Origin of the sequence: Rhodoferax mekongensis, assembly GCF_032191775.1 — a bacterium.
GTDB lineage: Bacteria > Pseudomonadota > Gammaproteobacteria > Burkholderiales > Burkholderiaceae_C > Allorhodoferax > Allorhodoferax mekongensis.
Genome location: NZ_CP132507.1, coordinates 3422177 through 3439348, shown reverse-complemented (window position 1 = coordinate 3439348; position 17172 = coordinate 3422177). Strand labels below are relative to the sequence as shown.

16 protein-coding genes are annotated in these 17172 nt (G+C 58.9%); 5 read left to right on the top strand and 11 right to left on the bottom strand.

Annotation, left to right across the window (positions count from 1 at the left end; translation table 11 throughout):
* Window positions 1-1662: an energy-dependent translational throttle protein EttA gene (ettA, locus tag RAN89_RS16350; RefSeq protein ID WP_313867290.1), complete on the top strand. Its 1662-nt coding sequence runs from the start codon at window positions 1-3 to the stop codon at window positions 1660-1662.
* Between the two features lie 25 nt (window positions 1663-1687).
* Window positions 1688-4084 (top strand): DUF1631 family protein, encoded by a 2397-nt coding sequence (locus RAN89_RS16345; RefSeq protein WP_313867289.1) that lies wholly within the window; start codon window positions 1688-1690, stop codon window positions 4082-4084.
* Here RAN89_RS16345 and RAN89_RS16340 read toward each other — a convergent pair.
* A complete protein-coding gene (locus RAN89_RS16340; RefSeq protein WP_313867288.1) occupies window positions 4074-5411 on the bottom strand; it encodes a TAXI family TRAP transporter solute-binding subunit in 1338 nt (445 codons plus the stop codon). The two genes, RAN89_RS16345 and RAN89_RS16340, sit on opposite strands and share 11 nt — an antisense overlap.
* A gap of 5 nt (window positions 5412-5416) precedes the next feature.
* Complete coding sequence (locus tag RAN89_RS16335) at window positions 5417-5935, bottom strand: flavin reductase family protein (RefSeq protein WP_313867287.1); 519 nt, start codon at window positions 5933-5935, stop codon at window positions 5417-5419.
* A gap of 201 nt (window positions 5936-6136) precedes the next feature.
* Between RAN89_RS16335 and RAN89_RS16330 the strand changes: the two genes are divergently transcribed.
* The gene (locus RAN89_RS16330; protein ID WP_313867286.1) at window positions 6137-6862 is read left to right on the top strand and encodes a M14 family murein peptide amidase A; all 726 of its coding nucleotides are present in this window, start codon (window positions 6137-6139) and stop codon (window positions 6860-6862) included.
* Between the two features lies 1 nt (window position 6863).
* Here RAN89_RS16330 and RAN89_RS16325 read toward each other — a convergent pair whose 3' ends face one another.
* The 5 genes from RAN89_RS16325 to RAN89_RS16305 all read right to left on the bottom strand — a co-directional run bounded on the left by RAN89_RS16325 (window position 6864) and on the right by RAN89_RS16305 (window position 11364).
* Complete coding sequence (locus RAN89_RS16325) at window positions 6864-7166, bottom strand: hypothetical protein (RefSeq protein WP_313867285.1); 303 nt, start codon at window positions 7164-7166, stop codon at window positions 6864-6866.
* A 5-nt stretch (window positions 7167-7171) separates the two neighbouring features.
* Window positions 7172-7915, bottom strand: a complete 744-nt coding sequence (locus tag RAN89_RS16320) for an amino acid ABC transporter ATP-binding protein (protein ID WP_087494649.1) — start codon at window positions 7913-7915, stop codon at window positions 7172-7174.
* A 9-nt stretch (window positions 7916-7924) separates the two neighbouring features.
* Entirely contained in the window at window positions 7925-9028 is a 1104-nt protein-coding gene (locus tag RAN89_RS16315; RefSeq protein ID WP_313867284.1) for an amino acid ABC transporter permease, read from the bottom strand.
* Between the two features lie 9 nt (window positions 9029-9037).
* Window positions 9038-10213, bottom strand: a complete 1176-nt coding sequence (locus RAN89_RS16310) for an amino acid ABC transporter permease (protein ID WP_313867283.1) — start codon at window positions 10211-10213, stop codon at window positions 9038-9040.
* 116 nt (window positions 10214-10329) lie between these two features.
* On the bottom strand, window positions 10330-11364 hold the full coding sequence (locus tag RAN89_RS16305; RefSeq protein ID WP_428983736.1) for an amino acid ABC transporter substrate-binding protein: 1035 nt from the start codon (window positions 11362-11364) through the stop codon (window positions 10330-10332).
* A gap of 334 nt (window positions 11365-11698) precedes the next feature.
* Between RAN89_RS16305 and RAN89_RS16300 the strand changes: the two genes are divergently transcribed.
* Together RAN89_RS16300 and RAN89_RS16295 are read left to right on the top strand one after the other, a co-directional pair.
* On the top strand, window positions 11699-12727 hold the full coding sequence (locus tag RAN89_RS16300) for a methionine synthase (protein ID WP_087494645.1): 1029 nt from the start codon (window positions 11699-11701) through the stop codon (window positions 12725-12727).
* Window positions 12728-12732: 5 nt separating this feature from the next.
* On the top strand, window positions 12733-13905 hold the full coding sequence (locus RAN89_RS16295) for a serine hydrolase domain-containing protein (protein WP_313867282.1): 1173 nt from the start codon (window positions 12733-12735) through the stop codon (window positions 13903-13905).
* Window positions 13906-13918: 13 nt separating this feature from the next.
* Here the strand turns inward: RAN89_RS16295 and RAN89_RS16290 are convergent, their stop codons facing one another.
* The 4 genes from RAN89_RS16290 to RAN89_RS16275 all read right to left on the bottom strand — a co-directional run bounded on the left by RAN89_RS16290 (window position 13919) and on the right by RAN89_RS16275 (window position 17148).
* Window positions 13919-14449 (bottom strand): pilus assembly FimT family protein, encoded by a 531-nt coding sequence (locus RAN89_RS16290; protein ID WP_313867281.1) that lies wholly within the window; start codon window positions 14447-14449, stop codon window positions 13919-13921.
* A gap of 77 nt (window positions 14450-14526) precedes the next feature.
* Window positions 14527-15333, bottom strand: coding sequence for a DUF6671 family protein (locus tag RAN89_RS16285; protein WP_313867280.1), 807 nt, complete (start codon window positions 15331-15333; stop codon window positions 14527-14529).
* Between the two features lie 85 nt (window positions 15334-15418).
* Complete coding sequence (locus tag RAN89_RS16280; RefSeq protein ID WP_313867279.1) at window positions 15419-16465, bottom strand: NADP-dependent oxidoreductase; 1047 nt, start codon at window positions 16463-16465, stop codon at window positions 15419-15421.
* A gap of 98 nt (window positions 16466-16563) precedes the next feature.
* Window positions 16564-17148: a DUF1003 domain-containing protein gene (locus tag RAN89_RS16275; protein ID WP_313867278.1), complete on the bottom strand. Its 585-nt coding sequence runs from the start codon at window positions 17146-17148 to the stop codon at window positions 16564-16566.
* Between the last annotated feature and the right edge of the window lie 24 nt (window positions 17149-17172).

The following is a 17172-nucleotide window of genomic DNA, read 5'->3' as shown; positions in this document are numbered from 1 at the left end:
ATGGCCCAATACGTTTTTTCCATGAACCGCGTCGGCAAGATCGTGCCTCCCAAACGGCACATTCTTAAAGACATCTCTCTGTCCTTTTTTCCAGGCGCCAAGATCGGTGTTCTGGGCACTAACGGTTCCGGCAAATCCACGCTGCTCAAGATCATGGCGGGAGTGGACAAGGAAATCGAAGGTGAAGCCATTCCCATGGCCGGCCTGAACATCGGATACCTGCCCCAGGAGCCCCAGCTCGACCCGAACCACACCGTGCGTGAAGCTGTCGAGAGTGGAATGGGCAAAGTGTTTGCCGCCAAGGCTCGCCTTGAAGAGGTGTATGCCGCCTATGGGGCGGAAGATGCAGACTTTGACGCGCTGGCCGCTGAACAGGCTGAACTGGAAGCCATCATTGCAACCGCCGGTACGGATTCTGAGCATCAGCTCGAAATTGCGGCGGATGCCCTGCGCCTCCCACCGTGGGATGCCAACATCGGCGTTTTGTCGGGGGGCGAAAAGCGCCGCGTGGCCTTGTGCCGCTTGTTGCTCTCCAAGCCCGACATGCTGCTGCTGGATGAACCCACCAACCACTTGGACGCCGAATCGGTGGACTGGTTGGAGCAATTTTTGCAGCGCTATTCAGGCACCGTGGTCGCTATTACTCATGATCGTTACTTCTTGGACAATGCGGCGGAGTGGATCCTCGAACTCGACCGGGGCTCCGGCATTCCTTACAAAGGTAACTATTCAGACTGGTTGCAGCAGAAGCAGGCCCGTCTGGAAGCTGAACAAAAGGGCGAAGAGGCCCGCGCCAAGGCCCTGAAGAAAGAGTTGGAATGGTCGCGCCAGAACCCTAAAGCCCGTCAAGCCAAGAGCAAGGCCCGCTTGGCCCGCTTTGAAGAGTTGAGTGACTACGAATACCAGAAACGCAACGAAACCAACGAGATCTTTATTCCGGTGGCGGACCGTTTGGGGAGTCAGGTGATTGAGTTCAAGGGTGTGAGCAAGTCTTTTGGCGACCGCGTGCTCATTGATAACCTGAGCTTTAACATCCCTGCTGGCGCGATTGTCGGCATCATCGGTCCCAACGGTGCCGGTAAGTCGACTTTGTTCAAACTGATTGCTGGTCGCGAAAAGCCGGATTCGGGCGAAGTGGTGATCGGCTCCACTGTCAAGATGGCATTTGTGGATCAGCACCGTGATGCCTTGTCGGACGACAAAACAGTCTGGGAAGATGTTTCCGGTGGCCTCGACATCCTGAATGTGGGCAAGTTCCAGATGGCCAGCCGCGCGTACTGCGGTCGATTCAATTTCAACGGCGGCGACCAGCAGAAGAAAGTGGGCATGCTCTCCGGTGGAGAGCGTGGACGTTTGCATTTGGCCAAGACGCTGATCGCAGGCGGCAATGTGCTGATGCTGGACGAACCTTCCAACGATCTGGATGTGGAAACCTTGCGTGCCCTGGAAGATGCGTTGCTTGAATTCGCCGGCACCATGCTGGTGATTTCCCACGATCGCTGGTTCTTGGACCGCATTGCCACCCACATCCTCGCGGCCGAGGGCGACAGTCAGTGGACCTTCTTCGACGGCAACTACCAGGAGTACGAAGCCGACAAGAAGAAACGTTTGGGCGAAGAGGGCGCCAAGCCCAAGCGCGTGCGCTATAAAGCGTTGAAGTAAACCGCCGGCGAGGCAAAAGAGCCCCATGCAAGATATCAACCCGCGTTACGCGTCTCTTTACCAAGCGACAGTCAAAGACGCCGCCGCGGGCGGCCCCGCCATCATGGGAAAACTGATTGCCTCCTTGCGCCGTGATCTGCAAGCGCGGGAGAGTGCGGCGCGGGATTTCCGCGAGCGCGATGTGCATGCAGAGTCTCTCAAGCAGCTCTACCAACATGAACAGACCTTGCGTGAAGGCTATGGTCCTGCTTTGTTGGAGCAATTCACCCGCCCCTCGTCCGCCGTCAAGGCAACCATTCCCTCCATGGCCGAAGTTCAGTTCGACCAATTGGAATTGATGGATGAAGTGCAAGTGCAGGAAAGTGTCAACATGGCCCGGGCCCAACAAATGGCCATGTTGTCTGCCGAGGCCAGTTTGGCGGAGCTCAATACCCTGATCTGCGCTACTTTGGGTTTGCAAAGCGTACGACCAGAGCGCAATCCTTTGCGCCCGGAGGCTTACCTCAACGCACTGCGTAGCACGGTAGAGCGCACGCCAGCACCTGCCACCATGCGGCTGGATTGGTTGACTGTGATGGGTATTGCCTTGGGTGCCGAGCTTAAAGACTTGTACTCCAGCCTTGCATCCCAACTGAAGACACAAGGCGTTGTCCCGGCGGGCTATGCAGTTACGCCCGCACCTTCAGCCTCGGGTGTGCCAGGGGGCGGCAAGGGGCGTGAAGTTGCAGCACAGGCTCCGTTTTCAGAAACATCGCGGTATGGAGCTCCGGGCAGTGTGGAGCGTGAGGCACTGATTGCCCGGGAATTGCGAGCGCCCAAGCCGGTGACGGACCCGGCACTTTTGACCTTGGATCGCTTGCGTAAATTGCTGGCAGGCGAGCTCGATCAGCTGGGGACGCCGCATCGTGTGGCCGCGTTCGCGCAACAGTTTGCACGTCAGTTCGAGTCTCCCGGCGGCTATGGCGGATCGGATGCAGAGACTCACTCAGATTTCGCGTCCACGGTGCCGGCGGCCTTCGAAGCGCTGACCGAGATGAAACAGGTGGACAGGGTCGTGCAACGGCTGGAGCAGCGGCGTGGCGGCGTTGCTCCAGCAGCGGGCTTGCAAGGGCTGCAAGCCGTACGCGAGGACATCAGGCGCAGTGCCAGCGGTGTCGCACAGGCGTTGAGCCTGGAAGTGGTCAACCTGATGGTGGACAACATCGCCAGGGATCCCCGTCTTCTGGAGCCCGTACAGGCACTGATCCGTGAGCTGGAACCTGCTTTGATGCGTTTGGCCTTGGTGGATGCCCGCTTGTTTACCGATAAGCACCATGCGGCCCGGATGCTGGTGCAAGAGGTAACCCACCGCAGCTTGGCCTATGCCAATGTGCAAAGCCCCGGGTTTCTGGCTTTCCTGGATGAAGTGCGCGAAGCCATTGCTCCTTTAGCCAACGCGCAGCCGGAAGGCCCGGAAATGTTCGCCAATGCGTTGCATGAGTTGCAGGTGATGTGGAATGAAGAGGCCACCAAGCAGGCGCAAGCCCGCCTGCAGGCGGTCAAGGCCTTGGAAAAGGCCGAGCAACGGAATGTGTTGGCAGAGAAAATTGCCCGTGAAATTGACTCTCATCCAGACGCAGCCAAGGTGCCCGAGGTGGTTTTGTCATTTTTGTGCGGTCCGTGGGCACAAGTGGTCGCACAGGCTCGCTTGTCCGGAGGGGCTGGGTCTGCAGCGGCCGACAAATACCAGGCTTTAATCTCTGCCTTGCTGTGGAGTACCCATCCCGATCTGGCCCACAAAAATATTGCCAAGCTCACCAAGCTGGTGCCGTTGCTGCTGGGTACATTGAGGGAGGGGCTGGAAACTATCCAGTATCCCGCCACCAAAACCAGTGCCTTCCTGGAAGCACTCATGGGCTTGCACCAAGCAGCGTTCAGGATGGTGCACAAAGAGGCTGCTGCTGCTGCAGCAGCCAAGATGGAAACAGCGGCTTCCAAGCCCTCGACCGAGATGCCTGTGCGCAATCGTCCCGTTGAGGATGGAAATCCTTGGGTGGCACCCTCGGAAGCGCAGGATTCCAATTTTTTGGATATTCCCGACGAAACTCCTGCCGACGCATCAGTGGCTACTCCCATTCTGTCCCCAGTGGTACCGCCTGTGGCAGCCAGCCCGGGCGCTGGAGGGTTGCCCTTGGGCTCGTGGGTGGAATTGCATACCCATGGCGAATGGGTGCGTACTCAGCTCACGTGGGCGAGCCCGCATGGTACTTTGTTCCTGTTTACGAGTGCAGCGGGTTCGACCCAGTCCATGACTCGCCGAACCCACGACAAACTGGTGGCGGCGGGTCAGCTGCGGGTGATTTCGGCACAGCCCGTGGTCGACGGCGCGTTGGATGCCGTAGCCCAGCAGGCCATGAAAAACAGTTTGGACTCTACGCTGTAGTCAACCGTTGGCGCACCAAACCGATGTGGTTGCGCAGCGCGTACAGCTCGTCCGCGTAAGACAGCGGAAGAATGACCTTTTCGACCTTGGATTCGATCTCAGCGAGTTCATTCAGTAAATCCGCTGCGGAGCCGGGGGATGCCGCGAAGCGGCTTTCAATATCGCGCAATTGGCCGTACCAGCGGAAGACGCGGGAACGTACCCGATAGGCATATAGAGGTGGTGCGATTTTTCCCAAAGGCAGCAAAACGGCGATGATGATGCCGAGCGCCAACCACATGCGCTCCACCAGGTTTGCAAGGGTGAACGGTATGTAACGTTGCAAAGTAGGGATGCCATTCTTCAGGGTCCGTTCGGCTTCTGGCGCCAATGCAAATTCGCTGTGCGATGCGTTGGGGAATTCGCGGGCCCGATTGAACCATCCGGACTGGCCGTGCGTCTGCATTGCTGCCTGGGCAAGCAGTTGGCGCAGGCCAGGGTGCAGGCCTTCACGCACCAACATGCTGGTGGTGGTAGCAATCAGGTGTACGTCCTGGGAGGGGACGTTGCGTGCCAAATCCACCACCCCACGGGGCAGGGTCACCGGTGTGATGAAGGGCAGGCGCCGTGCATAGGCCTCGTTCTGCGGAAAATCCATTAACCGGATACCCGGGGTTTGCAGCAGCATTTGCACCATGGGTGCTTGGGGCGCCGAGGCGAAAACCACTGCGTCCAGCTTGCCTTGCAACAATTGGATGGTGGCAGGTGTTTGCTCCAAATGGCTCAAACTGGCTTTCTTGGGGTCCATGCGGTGCATGTCCATCAGAGTATCCATCAGGGGCGGAACACCACTGCCTGCGGTGCCAGCATTGAGGCGCAATGTCGCCAACTGATTCAAGGAGTTCAGATGCCCGGTTTCGCTGATGGCAGTCGCTGCACTGCTGCGGTAAAAAAGCCAGATCGGCTCGACAAACAGATTGCCCAAGGTGAGTAACTCTTCCGCATCTTCATCCTGAGGCACGCTGGCGCTGCCGCCTTGCACGAAACCGGCATCAGCTTCTCCTGCTTGTAGTTTGCGCAGGTTGTCCGCAGACCCTTCTGTTTTCACGAGGTCCACCGTGATGCCTTGTTGGCGAAGCAACTTGGCATATTGCTCGCCCATCTCCGCATACGCGCTTTGCTCCGGACCGGTCACCAGCGTCAGGTGCTTGGGAGGCATCGGGTCCAACCACCAATAGGCCAGCCAAATCAGCCCGGCACCCGCAAACAGCAAAGGGCTCGCAGAGGTAAAGAGATCCCAGAATGCGAGAAGGGCAGCTTTGACGGGGCGGGGCAGATGCAGTGACATGGTGGCTATAGCGGGTGCTCAGCGTAGAACTTGCCGCCATGGTAGAGCAAGGGCGACGCGCCGCTCCGATGGCTGCAGCGCTCCACCTCGCCGACAAAGATCACATGGTCACCCTCTTCGTATTGGCTGCGATTGAAACACTCAAAATGCGCCACCGCTCCATCCAGCAAAGGCGCGCCATGGGTGCCGCGCGAAAAGCCGACGCCAGCGTAGCGGTCGATGTCTTTGGTGGCGAACTGGGTCGCCAACGCTTGCTGATCCGCCGCCAGAATATTGATGGCGTAGTGGGCGCCGCGGCTGAATGCTTCCATGGAGCCCGCCTTTTGCGACAAGCTCCAGAGCACCAAGGGCGGAGTGAGAGAGACGGAGTTGAACGAATTGGCAGTTAAACCGACCAAGGTGCCATCGGCCGCCTGCGCGGTGACGATGGTGACCCCGGTGGCAAACATGCCCAGCGCCTGGCGGAACTGCTGGCTGGAGAAATCGGGGGGCAGCGCGCAGCGAGCGCGGGAGGGTGGGTTCATTCATGGAATTTACCGCGCTTTATGCCCTGGCCCTCTGTGCGGGCAGCAAAACCTTCGCCACATGCGACCTTTACAATGGGCTGCATGTTCAAAAGCCTTTTTGCCTGTCTGGCCATTGCTATCGTTTCAGTAGCTGCTCGCGCCGATTCCGTGAGGGCTTGTGCGGATTACGCTTCTAAGATACCGAGTGTGACGCCGGCAATGTGTGAATCTGCTGCATTGCAGGACCTCAAGGCCCGATCGGGGCAGGGGCGGGTCATTTGGGGGCGTGATGTCGGCCCCACGGATGCGAATTTCAAGGTGTTGGTGATTGGGGGCATCCACGGCGACGAAATGTCGTCGACCTCTTTGGTCTACCACTGGCTGGGGTTAGCGATGACACCGCCCTCGGACTCGCCGCTTAACATCCACTGGCGTTTCATTCCCAGCCTGAATCCGGATGGATTGTTTGCCAAGCCGGTGCGTCGTACCAACGGAAACGGTGTGGACTTGAACCGCAACTTCCCCACACCGAACTGGGCGCGTGATGCCAAGGTCTATTGGGAGCAACGTACCAAGCGCGATCCACGTCGGTGGCCAGGCAACAAACCGGTGTCCGAACCTGAGTCCCGTTTCTTGCTGGAGCAGATGGATAACTTCAAACCGAACTTGATCGTCAGCGTCCATGCACCCTATGGCGTGCTGGACTTTGATGGTCCTTCGGTGCCGCCCAGCAAGTTGGGTCGCTTGTACCTGGATCAGGTGGGAATTTTCCCCGGCTCACTGGGTAACTATGCAGGGGTACACCGGCGTATTCCGGTGGTCACCATTGAGCTGCCCAGTGCGGGTCGCTTGCCGCAGGATGCAGAAGTCCGTCAGATGTGGATGGATTTGCTGCGCTGGACCAACGACCGCCTGGGTCCGACAGCTTCTGCCACCGTACCCTGATTCAGATGCTGGCGCTGCCGGAAATACGTAGTGAGGCTTTGTCTGCCCACATTTGGAGGCTGTCTACCAGGTCACGCTGACTGAAAGAGCAGCTTTCTTCACTGAAGAGTGCGCTGGACTCCAACCTGTCCATCAGCTGGTGCAGCACTTCAGAGAACTTCTCAGGCAGCGCGGCGAGCAATGCGCTCTGGCCGCGTGCCAACTCCGACAAGGCATGCGCGGTCAGCCCGCGCGCCCGGAAGCTCTCCAAGGCGTCCTGAAACGCTTGGAGTTGGTCTTGCGCGGGGCTGGCGGCCAATTTCATGCGACTTAGTGCCCCAGAATCTTGGACAAGAAGTCGCGGCTGCGCTCGTTTTGCGGGTTGTTGAAGAACTCGTGAGGCGTGTTCTGCTCCACGATCTGGCCCTGATCCATGAAGATCACACGGTCGGCCACGGCTTTCGCAAAGCCCATTTCGTGGGTCACGCAGATCATGGTGATGCCTTGGCTGGCCATCTCAATCATCACGTCCAGCACTTCCTTGATCATTTCCGGGTCGAGGGCCGAAGTCGGCTCATCGAACAGCATGATCTTCGGCTTCAGACATAGCGCACGGGCGATAGCCACACGCTGCTGCTGACCACCGGAGAGTTGCAGCGGGTACTTGTTGGCTTGGTTGGCGATGCGCACACGCTCCAACTGGATCATGGCCTTTTCTTCGGCTTCTTTTTTCGGCATTTTGCCGACCCACATGGGCGAGAGCGTCAGGTTTTCCAGCACGGTGAGGTGCGGGAACAGGTTGAACTGCTGGAACACCATGCCGACTTTTTTGCGCACGTCGTCGATGGCTTTCACGTCGTCGGTAAGTTCCACACCGTCCACGATCAAGTTGCCTTGCTGGTGTTCTTCGAGGCGGTTGATGCAGCGGATCATGGTGGACTTGCCGGAGCCGGAGGGGCCGCAAACCACGATGCGTTCGCCTTTGGTGACGGTCAGGTCAATATCGCGCAGTACGTGGAAATTGTTGCCGTACCACTTGTTGACTTTGTTGAAGGTGATGATGGGTTCAGACATATTCGTTCCTTAGCGGAGTTTGCTCTTGTTGACTTGCTTTTCGATCCAGAGGCTGTAGCGCGACATGGAGAAGCAAAATCCGAAGTAAATCAGGGCGATGAAGAGGTAGCCTTCGATCTTGTAGGGGCGCCAGTCGGCATCCGAGTTCAGGGCCAGGCTCATGGAACCGGTGAGCTCATACAAACTCACAATGGTCACCAGCGAGGTGTCCTTGAAGGTCGAGATGAAGTTGTTCATGATGCCGGGGACCACCATGGACAGGGCTTGCGGCAACACGATCTTGCGTTGTGTCTGCCAGTACGACAGGCCCAGCGTGGCGGCAGCTTCAATTTGCCCTTTGGGCACCGCCTGCAAGCCGCCGCGAATCACCTCGGCCATGTAGGCCGCTGCAAACAGGGTGATACCCGCCAGCACGCGAACCAGCACGTCGATATTGAAGCCCTGGGGCATCAGCAGCGGGAACATGAAGGATGCCATGAACAGCACGGAGATCAGCGGCACGCCACGGATCAGTTCCACATAGATGGTGCACAGGCTCTTGATGGCAGGCAGGTTGGAGCGGCGGCCCAAGGCTATCAACAAAGCCAGAGGGAAGGCCATGGCCATGGACAAGGAAGATAGCAACAGCGTCAAGGGCAGGCCACCCCAGCGGTCTGTATCGACCTTGCTCATGCCGAACACACCGCCGGACATCAGTAGGAAGAAGCTGCCCAGGACCACGACCCAGGCCAGGCCCAGCCATGCTTTCCAGAACATGCGCATGCAGCTTGCCACCAGCAGGCTGCACAGCAACAAAGTGGCGATCAGCGGGCGCCATTGCTCTTCAAAGGGGAAACGGCCGAAGATGATGATGCGGAATTTCTCCACGATCACACCCCAGCAGGCACCAGCGCCTTCGACGTGGCAGGCCTCGAAGTTGGGCACCCACACCGCCTGAACCAGTGCCCAGTTCAGGAAGCGCGGAAGGATAGCCAGCAGGAAGGCCCCGATGATCAGCGTGCCCAGCGTGGTCTTCCAGTCGCCGAACAGATTGAAGCGAATCCACGCTACCAAGCCGTCGGTCTTGACCGGTGCCGGGCGCGCTTCGATGGGTTTGAATGTAGTTGCGCTCATGTGCGTTTCTTAGCGTTCTTTGATGGCAGAGCGGGTGTTGTACCAATTCATCGTGATCGATGTGAACAGCGAGGTGCTCAGGTACACCAGCATGATGATGGCAATGCACTCCACGGCGCGGCCCGTCTGGTTGATGGCTGTGTTGGCAATCGACACCACATCCGGGTAACCGATGGCCACTGCCAAAGAAGAGTTTTTGGTCAGGTTCAGGTACTGGTTGGTCACTGGGGGAATGATCACGCGCAGGGCTTGCGGCAACATCACCAGGCGCATGGTTTGCCCACGGCTCAAGCCGAGAGCTGCTGCTGCCTCGGATTGGCCCAGTGCTACGGATTGGATACCGCCTCGAACCACTTCGGACACGAAGGCTGCGGTGTAAATCGTCAAACCCAGCAATACAGAGAGGTATTCGGGCGTCAAGGCTCCGCCGTTCTCAATGGCGAACTCGCCCTGCACCGGCATGTTGAGTGCGGTGGGTGCACCACCCAGCAACCAACCCAGAATGCCCGCCCCCAGCACAATGGCCAGAGGCGCCCAGAACATGCTCTTTACACGACCGGTTTGCTCAAACGATTTTTTGGCATACGAGCGGTACAAAACAGCACCAATCACACCCGCCAACAATCCCCAAGCACCCCAAACATGGCCTGTAGCCCACTCTGGGATAGGGAAGTTCAGACCGCCCTTGCTCAGGAAGAAGGGGCCGAATACCAAAGGCTCATTGGATGCAGGCAGCACTTCCGTGAACATCAGGTACCACATCAGCAATTGCAGCAGAACGGGGATGTTGCGGAAAAACTCGACATACGCCGAACACAGACCGCGGATCAGGGCATTGCGCGAAAAACGGCCTACGCCGATCAAGGTGCCCAGCAAAGTGGTCAGCACGATGCCGACAACCGCTACCCGTAGCGTGTTCACAAAGCCCACCAGGTAGGCGCGCCAGTAGGACTCGCCGGAATCAAAAGCAAAGAAGCTTTCACCGATGTCGAAGCCGGCAGGACCCGTCAGGAAATCAAAACCACTTTGGATGCCACGCAACTTCATGTTGGTGGTGGTGTTGTGTGCCAGATAGAGCACTGCCAACAAGACCACCACGATGGCAATGATCTGGTACAGGAGTCCACGGAATGCCTGACTGCGCCAGGACCAGGACTTTTTGGGAGGGGAGGAGGGTGTGGACATATCAGCCCTTGGTTTCACTTGAAGAACGCTCATCAATTGAAAAGGGCAGCGCATGGTGTGTGCGGCTGCCCTTTTCTGGTGCGCAGTGCCGGATTACAGCGCTGCGCTAACCGCCATTAACGGACTGGGGGAGCGTATTGCACGCCGCCCTTGCTCCACAGGTTGTTCAAGCCACGTGGCAATTGCAGGGGAGACTTGGGACCCACGTTGCGTTCGAAGATTTCACCGTAGTTGCCGGTGGTCTTGATCGCGCGTGCCAGCCATTCCTTGTCCAAGCCCAGCAGCTTGCCGGTGTCTTCCGTGGTACCAAGCAAGCGGCCGACAACGGGGTCTTTGGTGTTGGCTTTGAGGTCATCCACGTTGGCTTGGGTAACGCCGTTTTCTTCAGCTTCGAGCAGACCGTACACCGTCCACTTCACGATCGCAGTCCACTCGTCGTCACCGCGGCGAACCATGGGGCCCAAAGGCTCTTTGGAAATCAGCTCAGGAAGAATGATGTGGTCAGCGGGGTTCTTGGCAACCTTGTTACGGGTAGAAGCCAAGCCGGAAGCGTCAGTGGTGTAAGCCACGCAACGGCCGGAGAAGTAAGCGCCTTCAGCTGCTTCGAGTTTTTCAAACACGATGGGCTTGATGTTCAGGCCGTTGGCTTTGGAGTAGTCGGTCAGGTTCTTTTCGGTGGTGGTGCCGGATTGCACGCACACGGTCTGGCCTTTGAGCTGTTTGGCGCTCTTGAGCTTGCTCTTCACGGGAACCATGAAGCCTTGGCCGTCGTAGTAAGTCACGGCGGTTTGGGACAGGCCCAAAGAGGCGTCACGGGTCAGTGTGAAAGTGGTGTTGCGGGACAGCACGTCGATTTCGCCGGATTGCAGAGCGGTGAAACGGGCTTGTGCGTTCAGGGGAACGTACTTCACCTTTTCGCCATCGCCCAGCACTGCAGCAGCCACAGCGCGGCAGACGTCCACATCCAGACCCGTCCATTTGCCGTTGGAATCAGCAGCACCGAAACCTGCCAAACCTGTGTTCACACCGCAAACCACTTGGCCACGGGCCTTGACGGCGTCCAATGTTTTGCCAGCGTGGGCGGGCGCTGCAACGACAGCACCCAAAGCGGCAACCACGGCTGCCAGTGTTTTCAGTTTCTTCATGCTCATAAATCATTACTCCAAAGAATTGAATCAGCAGGATGCACCAGACTGGTGTCTGCTCCCCGATTCTGAGGCTGAACTGTAGCCTCAGGAGCCTTCGCTCTCATCGGGGTTTACCATCGAAAGGTATGCGGAAAAGTAATAACCTAATTCGCCGCCTACCTCCCTGCAAGTCGTACGAATCAAGCAGAAAACGTGCCACCGGAAGAGAGGTGTGATTCCCCGTGCGCAATATTGGGGGCGAGGTATGGAATTGGGGGCTTTGTCACCTGAGTGGCAGCCCGGCGCAAGCCTTGCGATAAGGTGTGGGCCCAGACCCACAATATCCAGGAGACTTCCCATGTTCGAAACCGCTATCGCCGGCAGCTTGCCCAAGCCCTCATGGCTGTCAGAGACCGAAAAACTCTGGCCGCAATGGAAGCTGGCCGGCCCAGAGCTGCAGCAAGCCAAGGCGGATGCCACCCTGTTGTGGATCAAAGCGCAGGAAGATGCAGGCTTGGATGTGGTGGGCGATGGAGAGCAAAGCCGGCAGCATTTTGTACACGGTTTTCTGGAGCAGGTTGACGGCATCGACTTTGAAAACAAAGTCAAGATGGGCATCCGCAACAACCGGTATGACGCCATGGTGCCTCAGGTTGTTGCCGCATTAAGGCTCAAAGGCCGCGTGCATGCCTTTGAAGCGCAACTCGCAAGAGCCCACACCAAAAAGAAACTCAAGTTCACCTTGCCCGGACCTCTGACGATTGTGGACACCGTGGCCGACCGTTTTTATGGCGACCGCAAGACCATGGCGTTTGCGTTTGCAGAGTTGCTGAATCAGGAAGCGCGGGCCCTGCAGGCTGATGGGGTGGACATCATTCAATTCGATGAGCCGGCTTTCAATGTGTACATGCAAGATGCGGCGGACTGGGGTGTCCAAGCACTGGAAGTCGCCGCCAAAGGGCTTACTTGCACCACCGCCGTGCATATTTGTTATGGCTACGGCATCAAGGCCAATACCGACTGGAAAGAGACGCTGGGGGGCGAATGGCGGCAATACGCGCAGGTGTTTCCGGCACTGGCGGCCAGCAGCATCCAGCAGGTGAGCCTGGAGTGCTACCACTCGCATGTACCGCCGGACTTGATGGCACTGCTCAAGGACAAAGACGTCATGGTCGGTGTGATCGACGTGGCCAGTGACGTGATTGAAACGCCTGAGCAAGTGGCGGACACCATCGGCATCGCTTTGCAACACGTGCCACGCAATCGCATCTTCCCCTGTACCAACTGTGGCTTGGCGCCCATGAGTCGTGAGGTCGCCACCCGTAAGCTCGAAGCCTTGGCCAAAGGCGCGGCCCTCGCACGCGAGCGCTACGGGGCCGGTGCATGAGCGGTATGACTCTCTCCCCGGGTTTTCATGCGCCTGCCCTGCGGAACCTTGAGCAAGTGCTGCAAGCGGAAGTGGACAAAGGGCGCTTACCCGGTGCAGTAGCCTTGGTTGCGCGCCATGGCCAGATCGTGTTGCACTCAGCCATCGGGCAGCAGAACCCGGCGGGCGGCACGCCTATGGCCGTGGACAGCATCTTTCGCATCTACTCCATGACCAAGCCACTGGTGTCGGTGGCGATCATGCAATTGCTGGAGCGCGGCCAACTGTTACTGAGTGACCCGGTAGGCCAGCACTTGAGCGAGTTTGCCGATGTGCGGGTGGCGGAGGATGAATCGGGCCGGCAGACGCGGCCCCCGGCCCGGCCGCCCACGGTGCAAGACCTGTTGCGCCACACCTCCGGCCTGACCTACGAGATTCTGGGCGACGACCCTATCCAGCAGCGCTACGCCCAAGCCGGCTTGGGCACCCGCATGCTGAGCAACACCGGTTTTTCGCAGGCCTTGTCCGCGATTCCTTACCGTTATGAGCCGGGCAGCATCTGGCAATACAGCCGCGCGACAGACCTGCTTGGTGCCCTGTTGGAACGCGTGACCGGCATGGCCTTGGGGGACTATCTGCAAGCGCACATCCTCGGGCCCTTGGGCATGGTGGATACCGCATTTGTGGTTCTCCCCGACAAACAACATCGCATTGCCGAGCCCTTCGCCCATGACCCGGACGGTGGCGTACCCATGCCCCTGATGGACTTGCGCAAAACCACCCCCATGCAAGCGGGCGGCGCAGGTTTGGGCTCCACGGCAGCCGATTACGCACGCTTTTTGCAGTGCATGTTGAATGGCGGCACCTTGAACGGTGCGCGCATTCTCAGTCCTGCCTCGGTACGGCTGATGACCTCTGACCATCTGGGCGACATTCCGGTCAATCGCAGTGGTCGAGCGGCAGAACTGCTTCCCCCGGGACATGGCTTCGGCTTGGGGTTTGCGGTGCGCCTCGAGGAGGGGTTGGGTACCCAGCTGGGCAGCAAGGGCATGTACTACTGGAGCGGTATCTCCGGCACCGTGTTTTTTGTGGACCCGGCGAAGGATTTGTTTGCCATTCTGCTCACCCAGGCTCCCAATCAACGCAGCTGGTACCGCCCCTTGTTCCGCAATTTGGTGTACGCCGCGCTGAACGATTGAGTGGCGTCGGCGTTCAGCAGCCCGTGGTGCGCAAAATGAGCTGTGGCTCGCCGCTGCCGTTGTAGTTGTAGGCCAAGGAACAGTTGGCGGGGGTAGGGGCGTCGGTCAGTACCCAACCGGCATCGCCATTCGGGATGGTGCTGTTGCTGTAACCGTAAAACGTGAACTTGTTGAACACAATCGGTGCGGTGGAAAGGTAGCCCCCACCAGCTATGGCTGGTGCGCCTTGCAGCGTCATGCCAATGCCGTCCCACCACCGGTCGGGGTAGCCATTCCAGAGGCGTATGGTGCTTCCTTGCATGTCCAGAAAGTTCAACGCTGGGTTGGCACTGGTGGCGCTGCCGCGTAGCGCAGCGGTCACTTTGACGGTTTCCATCGTGGTTCTGACAGCACCCAACAATCCATTGAGCGTGGCCACACGCGCATCGGTGCCGAGGTTGATGAACCTGGGCACCGCTACAGCCGCCAGCACACCGAGGATGGCGATGACCATCACCAATTCGATGAGCGTGAACCCGCGGTTTGCCACTTTGTTGCTTGTCATGCAGCGCATTTTAGGCATACAGCGCCCGTTCAGTCTGCGCGAGCAGCTATAAAAACCATAGCGATTTTGATGATTTTCTAGGGGTTGCAGTAGTTGCATCGTGAGGCGGGCACGCTTTGCACCAAATCCACACGTTGTGAATGGCCGCACGCATCACAGCGAATGTTTTTGGCCATGATCGCGTGGGTCGGCAACCCACAGGATTCACAGGGCGCTCCAGCTATGGGCGACTCTTCGCCAAAGCCGTAGCTTGCACAATCAGGGCAGTTGCTGCGAAGGCGTTGCGATAGCAGTTCTGCGCACCGACGGATCATGCGCATCCGGGTGGGGTTCCGGTGCGCTCGCATATCAGTCTCCAGCTCAACCGGCCCGCTCTGTAAAGCCAGTTGCACTTGAACTTCCAAGGCGGTCAAGTCCTTGCAGTCCTTGTCGAAAACCGACTCCCCCGGTTTCCCGACGATCAGGCCATGGGCTGGAAAGCCGATAGCGCTCGCAAAATCGGCGGCGTCCTTCCAGTCCTGCACGGTGGTCTGTCGGTAATTGGTTTCAGGGCCTTGTACCGCAGCACAGATCAGGCGCTGGGCGGTGTCATCCCAAAAAGCAAGCACTTCACGCCCCCAAGCAATCATCCCGGTATAGGGGTCCGGGCCAAAGCTGCCCTCACTGCCCAGCCCGAATCGCCATCCACTGAGTTCAGCAGCCAGTTTGGCCTTGGTGGCTGCTGCATCCACCTGGGTGCCTTTGCGAGCCACGGTGCCGGTGAAGGTGCCCAGACTGTCGGTGTCAAAACCGCTAATCGTGGACACAGAAAAACCCGCTTCTTGAAGCGGGCCTTCTACGGCGCTTTGTTTGCTGTGTTGCGTCAGGAGTGCGATGGCTTGCATGAAGGCCCTATTGTCAGCCAAGCTATCACTTCGAAGTGTGCTGGCCCGGGTCGGATATTGCAGGGCCAGTCGCTGTGTTTGCTGATCAGCCCTGGGCGACTTCCAGCACCAGCTTGCCGAAGTTTTCTCCGTTGAAGAGCTTGAGCAGCGTCTCGGGGAAGGTCTGAAGGCCCACCACCACGTCCTCCTTGCTCTTCATGCGACCGTCTTTCAGGTAGCCGGCCATTTCAGCCACGGCAAGGTGGTAGCGGTCGGCGTAGTCGAACACCACAATGCCTTCCATGCGCGCGCGGTTCACCAGCAGGCTCAGGTAGTTCTTGGGGCCTTGCACGGCTGTTGTGTTGTTGTACTGGCTGATGGCACCGCAAATAATGATGCGCGCCTTGCGGTTGATGCGGGCTAGCACGTCGTCCAGGATCTCGCCGCCCACGTTGTCGAAGTAAATGTCGACGCCGCCGGGGCAATGTTCCTTCAGTCCCGCACGCACCGCGCCGGGACCGGCCTTGTAGTCGATGCAAGCATCAAAGCCCAGTTCCTTGACCACCCACTCGCACTTGGCGGGGCCGCCCGCAATGCCGACCACGCGGCAGCCCTTGATCTTGGCGACCTGGCCTACGGTCTGGCCCACGGCACCAGCGGCGCCGGAGATGACCACAGTCTCACCCGCCTTGGGCATGCCCACATCCATCAGGCCAAAGTAGCCGGTCATGCCGGGCATGCCCAGCACATTGAGCCACTGGGTCAGGCTGCCAGCACGCAGGTCGATCTTGACCAAGCCCGCGCGTTTGAAATCAGCTGCAGCCAGGGTGATGTATTCCTGCACGCCAAAGCCTGCGCTCACGTAATCGCCCACCGCGTATTTGTCGCTCTTGCTGGCCACCACCACGCCCACGCCACCAGCGCGCATGACTTCGCCAATGCCCACCGGCGGGATATAGCTCTTGCCTTCGTTCATCCAGCCGCGCATGGCGGGGTCCAGGCTCAGCGCCAGGGTCTTGAGCGTTACGCCGCCCTCAGCGGGCTCAGCTACCGGCTCGGCGGTGTGGCTCCAGTCGCTGGCTTTGGGCATCCCCACGGGGCGCGCGGCCAGGCGGATCTGGTGGTTGATCAGGGTAGACAGGGCTTGGGACATAGGGGCTCCGGTGGGAAGGGGGTCAACAATGGTCGCGGATGGTAGCGCCGTACCGTGCTTAGCTTGGTAGCCTAGGTGACAAGCCCGGGCTGGAGTTGTTAAGTCGTAATGTGTGGATGCGCTGCGGCGTGCGGTGGTATCGCATTTTGGCTGCGCAGTTCGGCGAGCTGGCTCGACAGCTCTTTGACCGCTTGGGTCAGCAGCAAAAGCTCCTTGTCTTTGAGCAGATCGATTTTCTCGTGCAGCAGCTCAATCTCTAGCTCTGCCTTGACGTTGACCTCGTAGTCGCTTTCGGCATGTTTGCGGTCCAGCTCGGACTGGCGGTTCTGGCTCATCATGATGGCCGGCGCCGTGTAGGCCGCCTGGAAAGACAGTAGCAGGTTCAGCAGGATGAAGGGGTAGGGGTCCCAGGCGTGCGACCCGGTTAGTACATTGCCGGTAATCCACACCACGATCAGACCACTCTGGATCAGGATGAAACGCCACGACCCCACGGTGCGCGCCACCACGTCAGCCATGCGCTGCCCGCGGGTGGGCGGTGGCAGGTCAAAGTGCTCTGGCGCGGCGGTGACTTTTGGCGGGTGCTTGTGGCGGTGTTTGCGCCGGTGTTCACGAAGCAGGCCGAGCTGGTGTTGATCCACCACTGGAGTTGAGCCAGTAGGCGTGGTGTTTGTGGTGGGCATGCGGGCCTCCGGTGGTATGCGGCA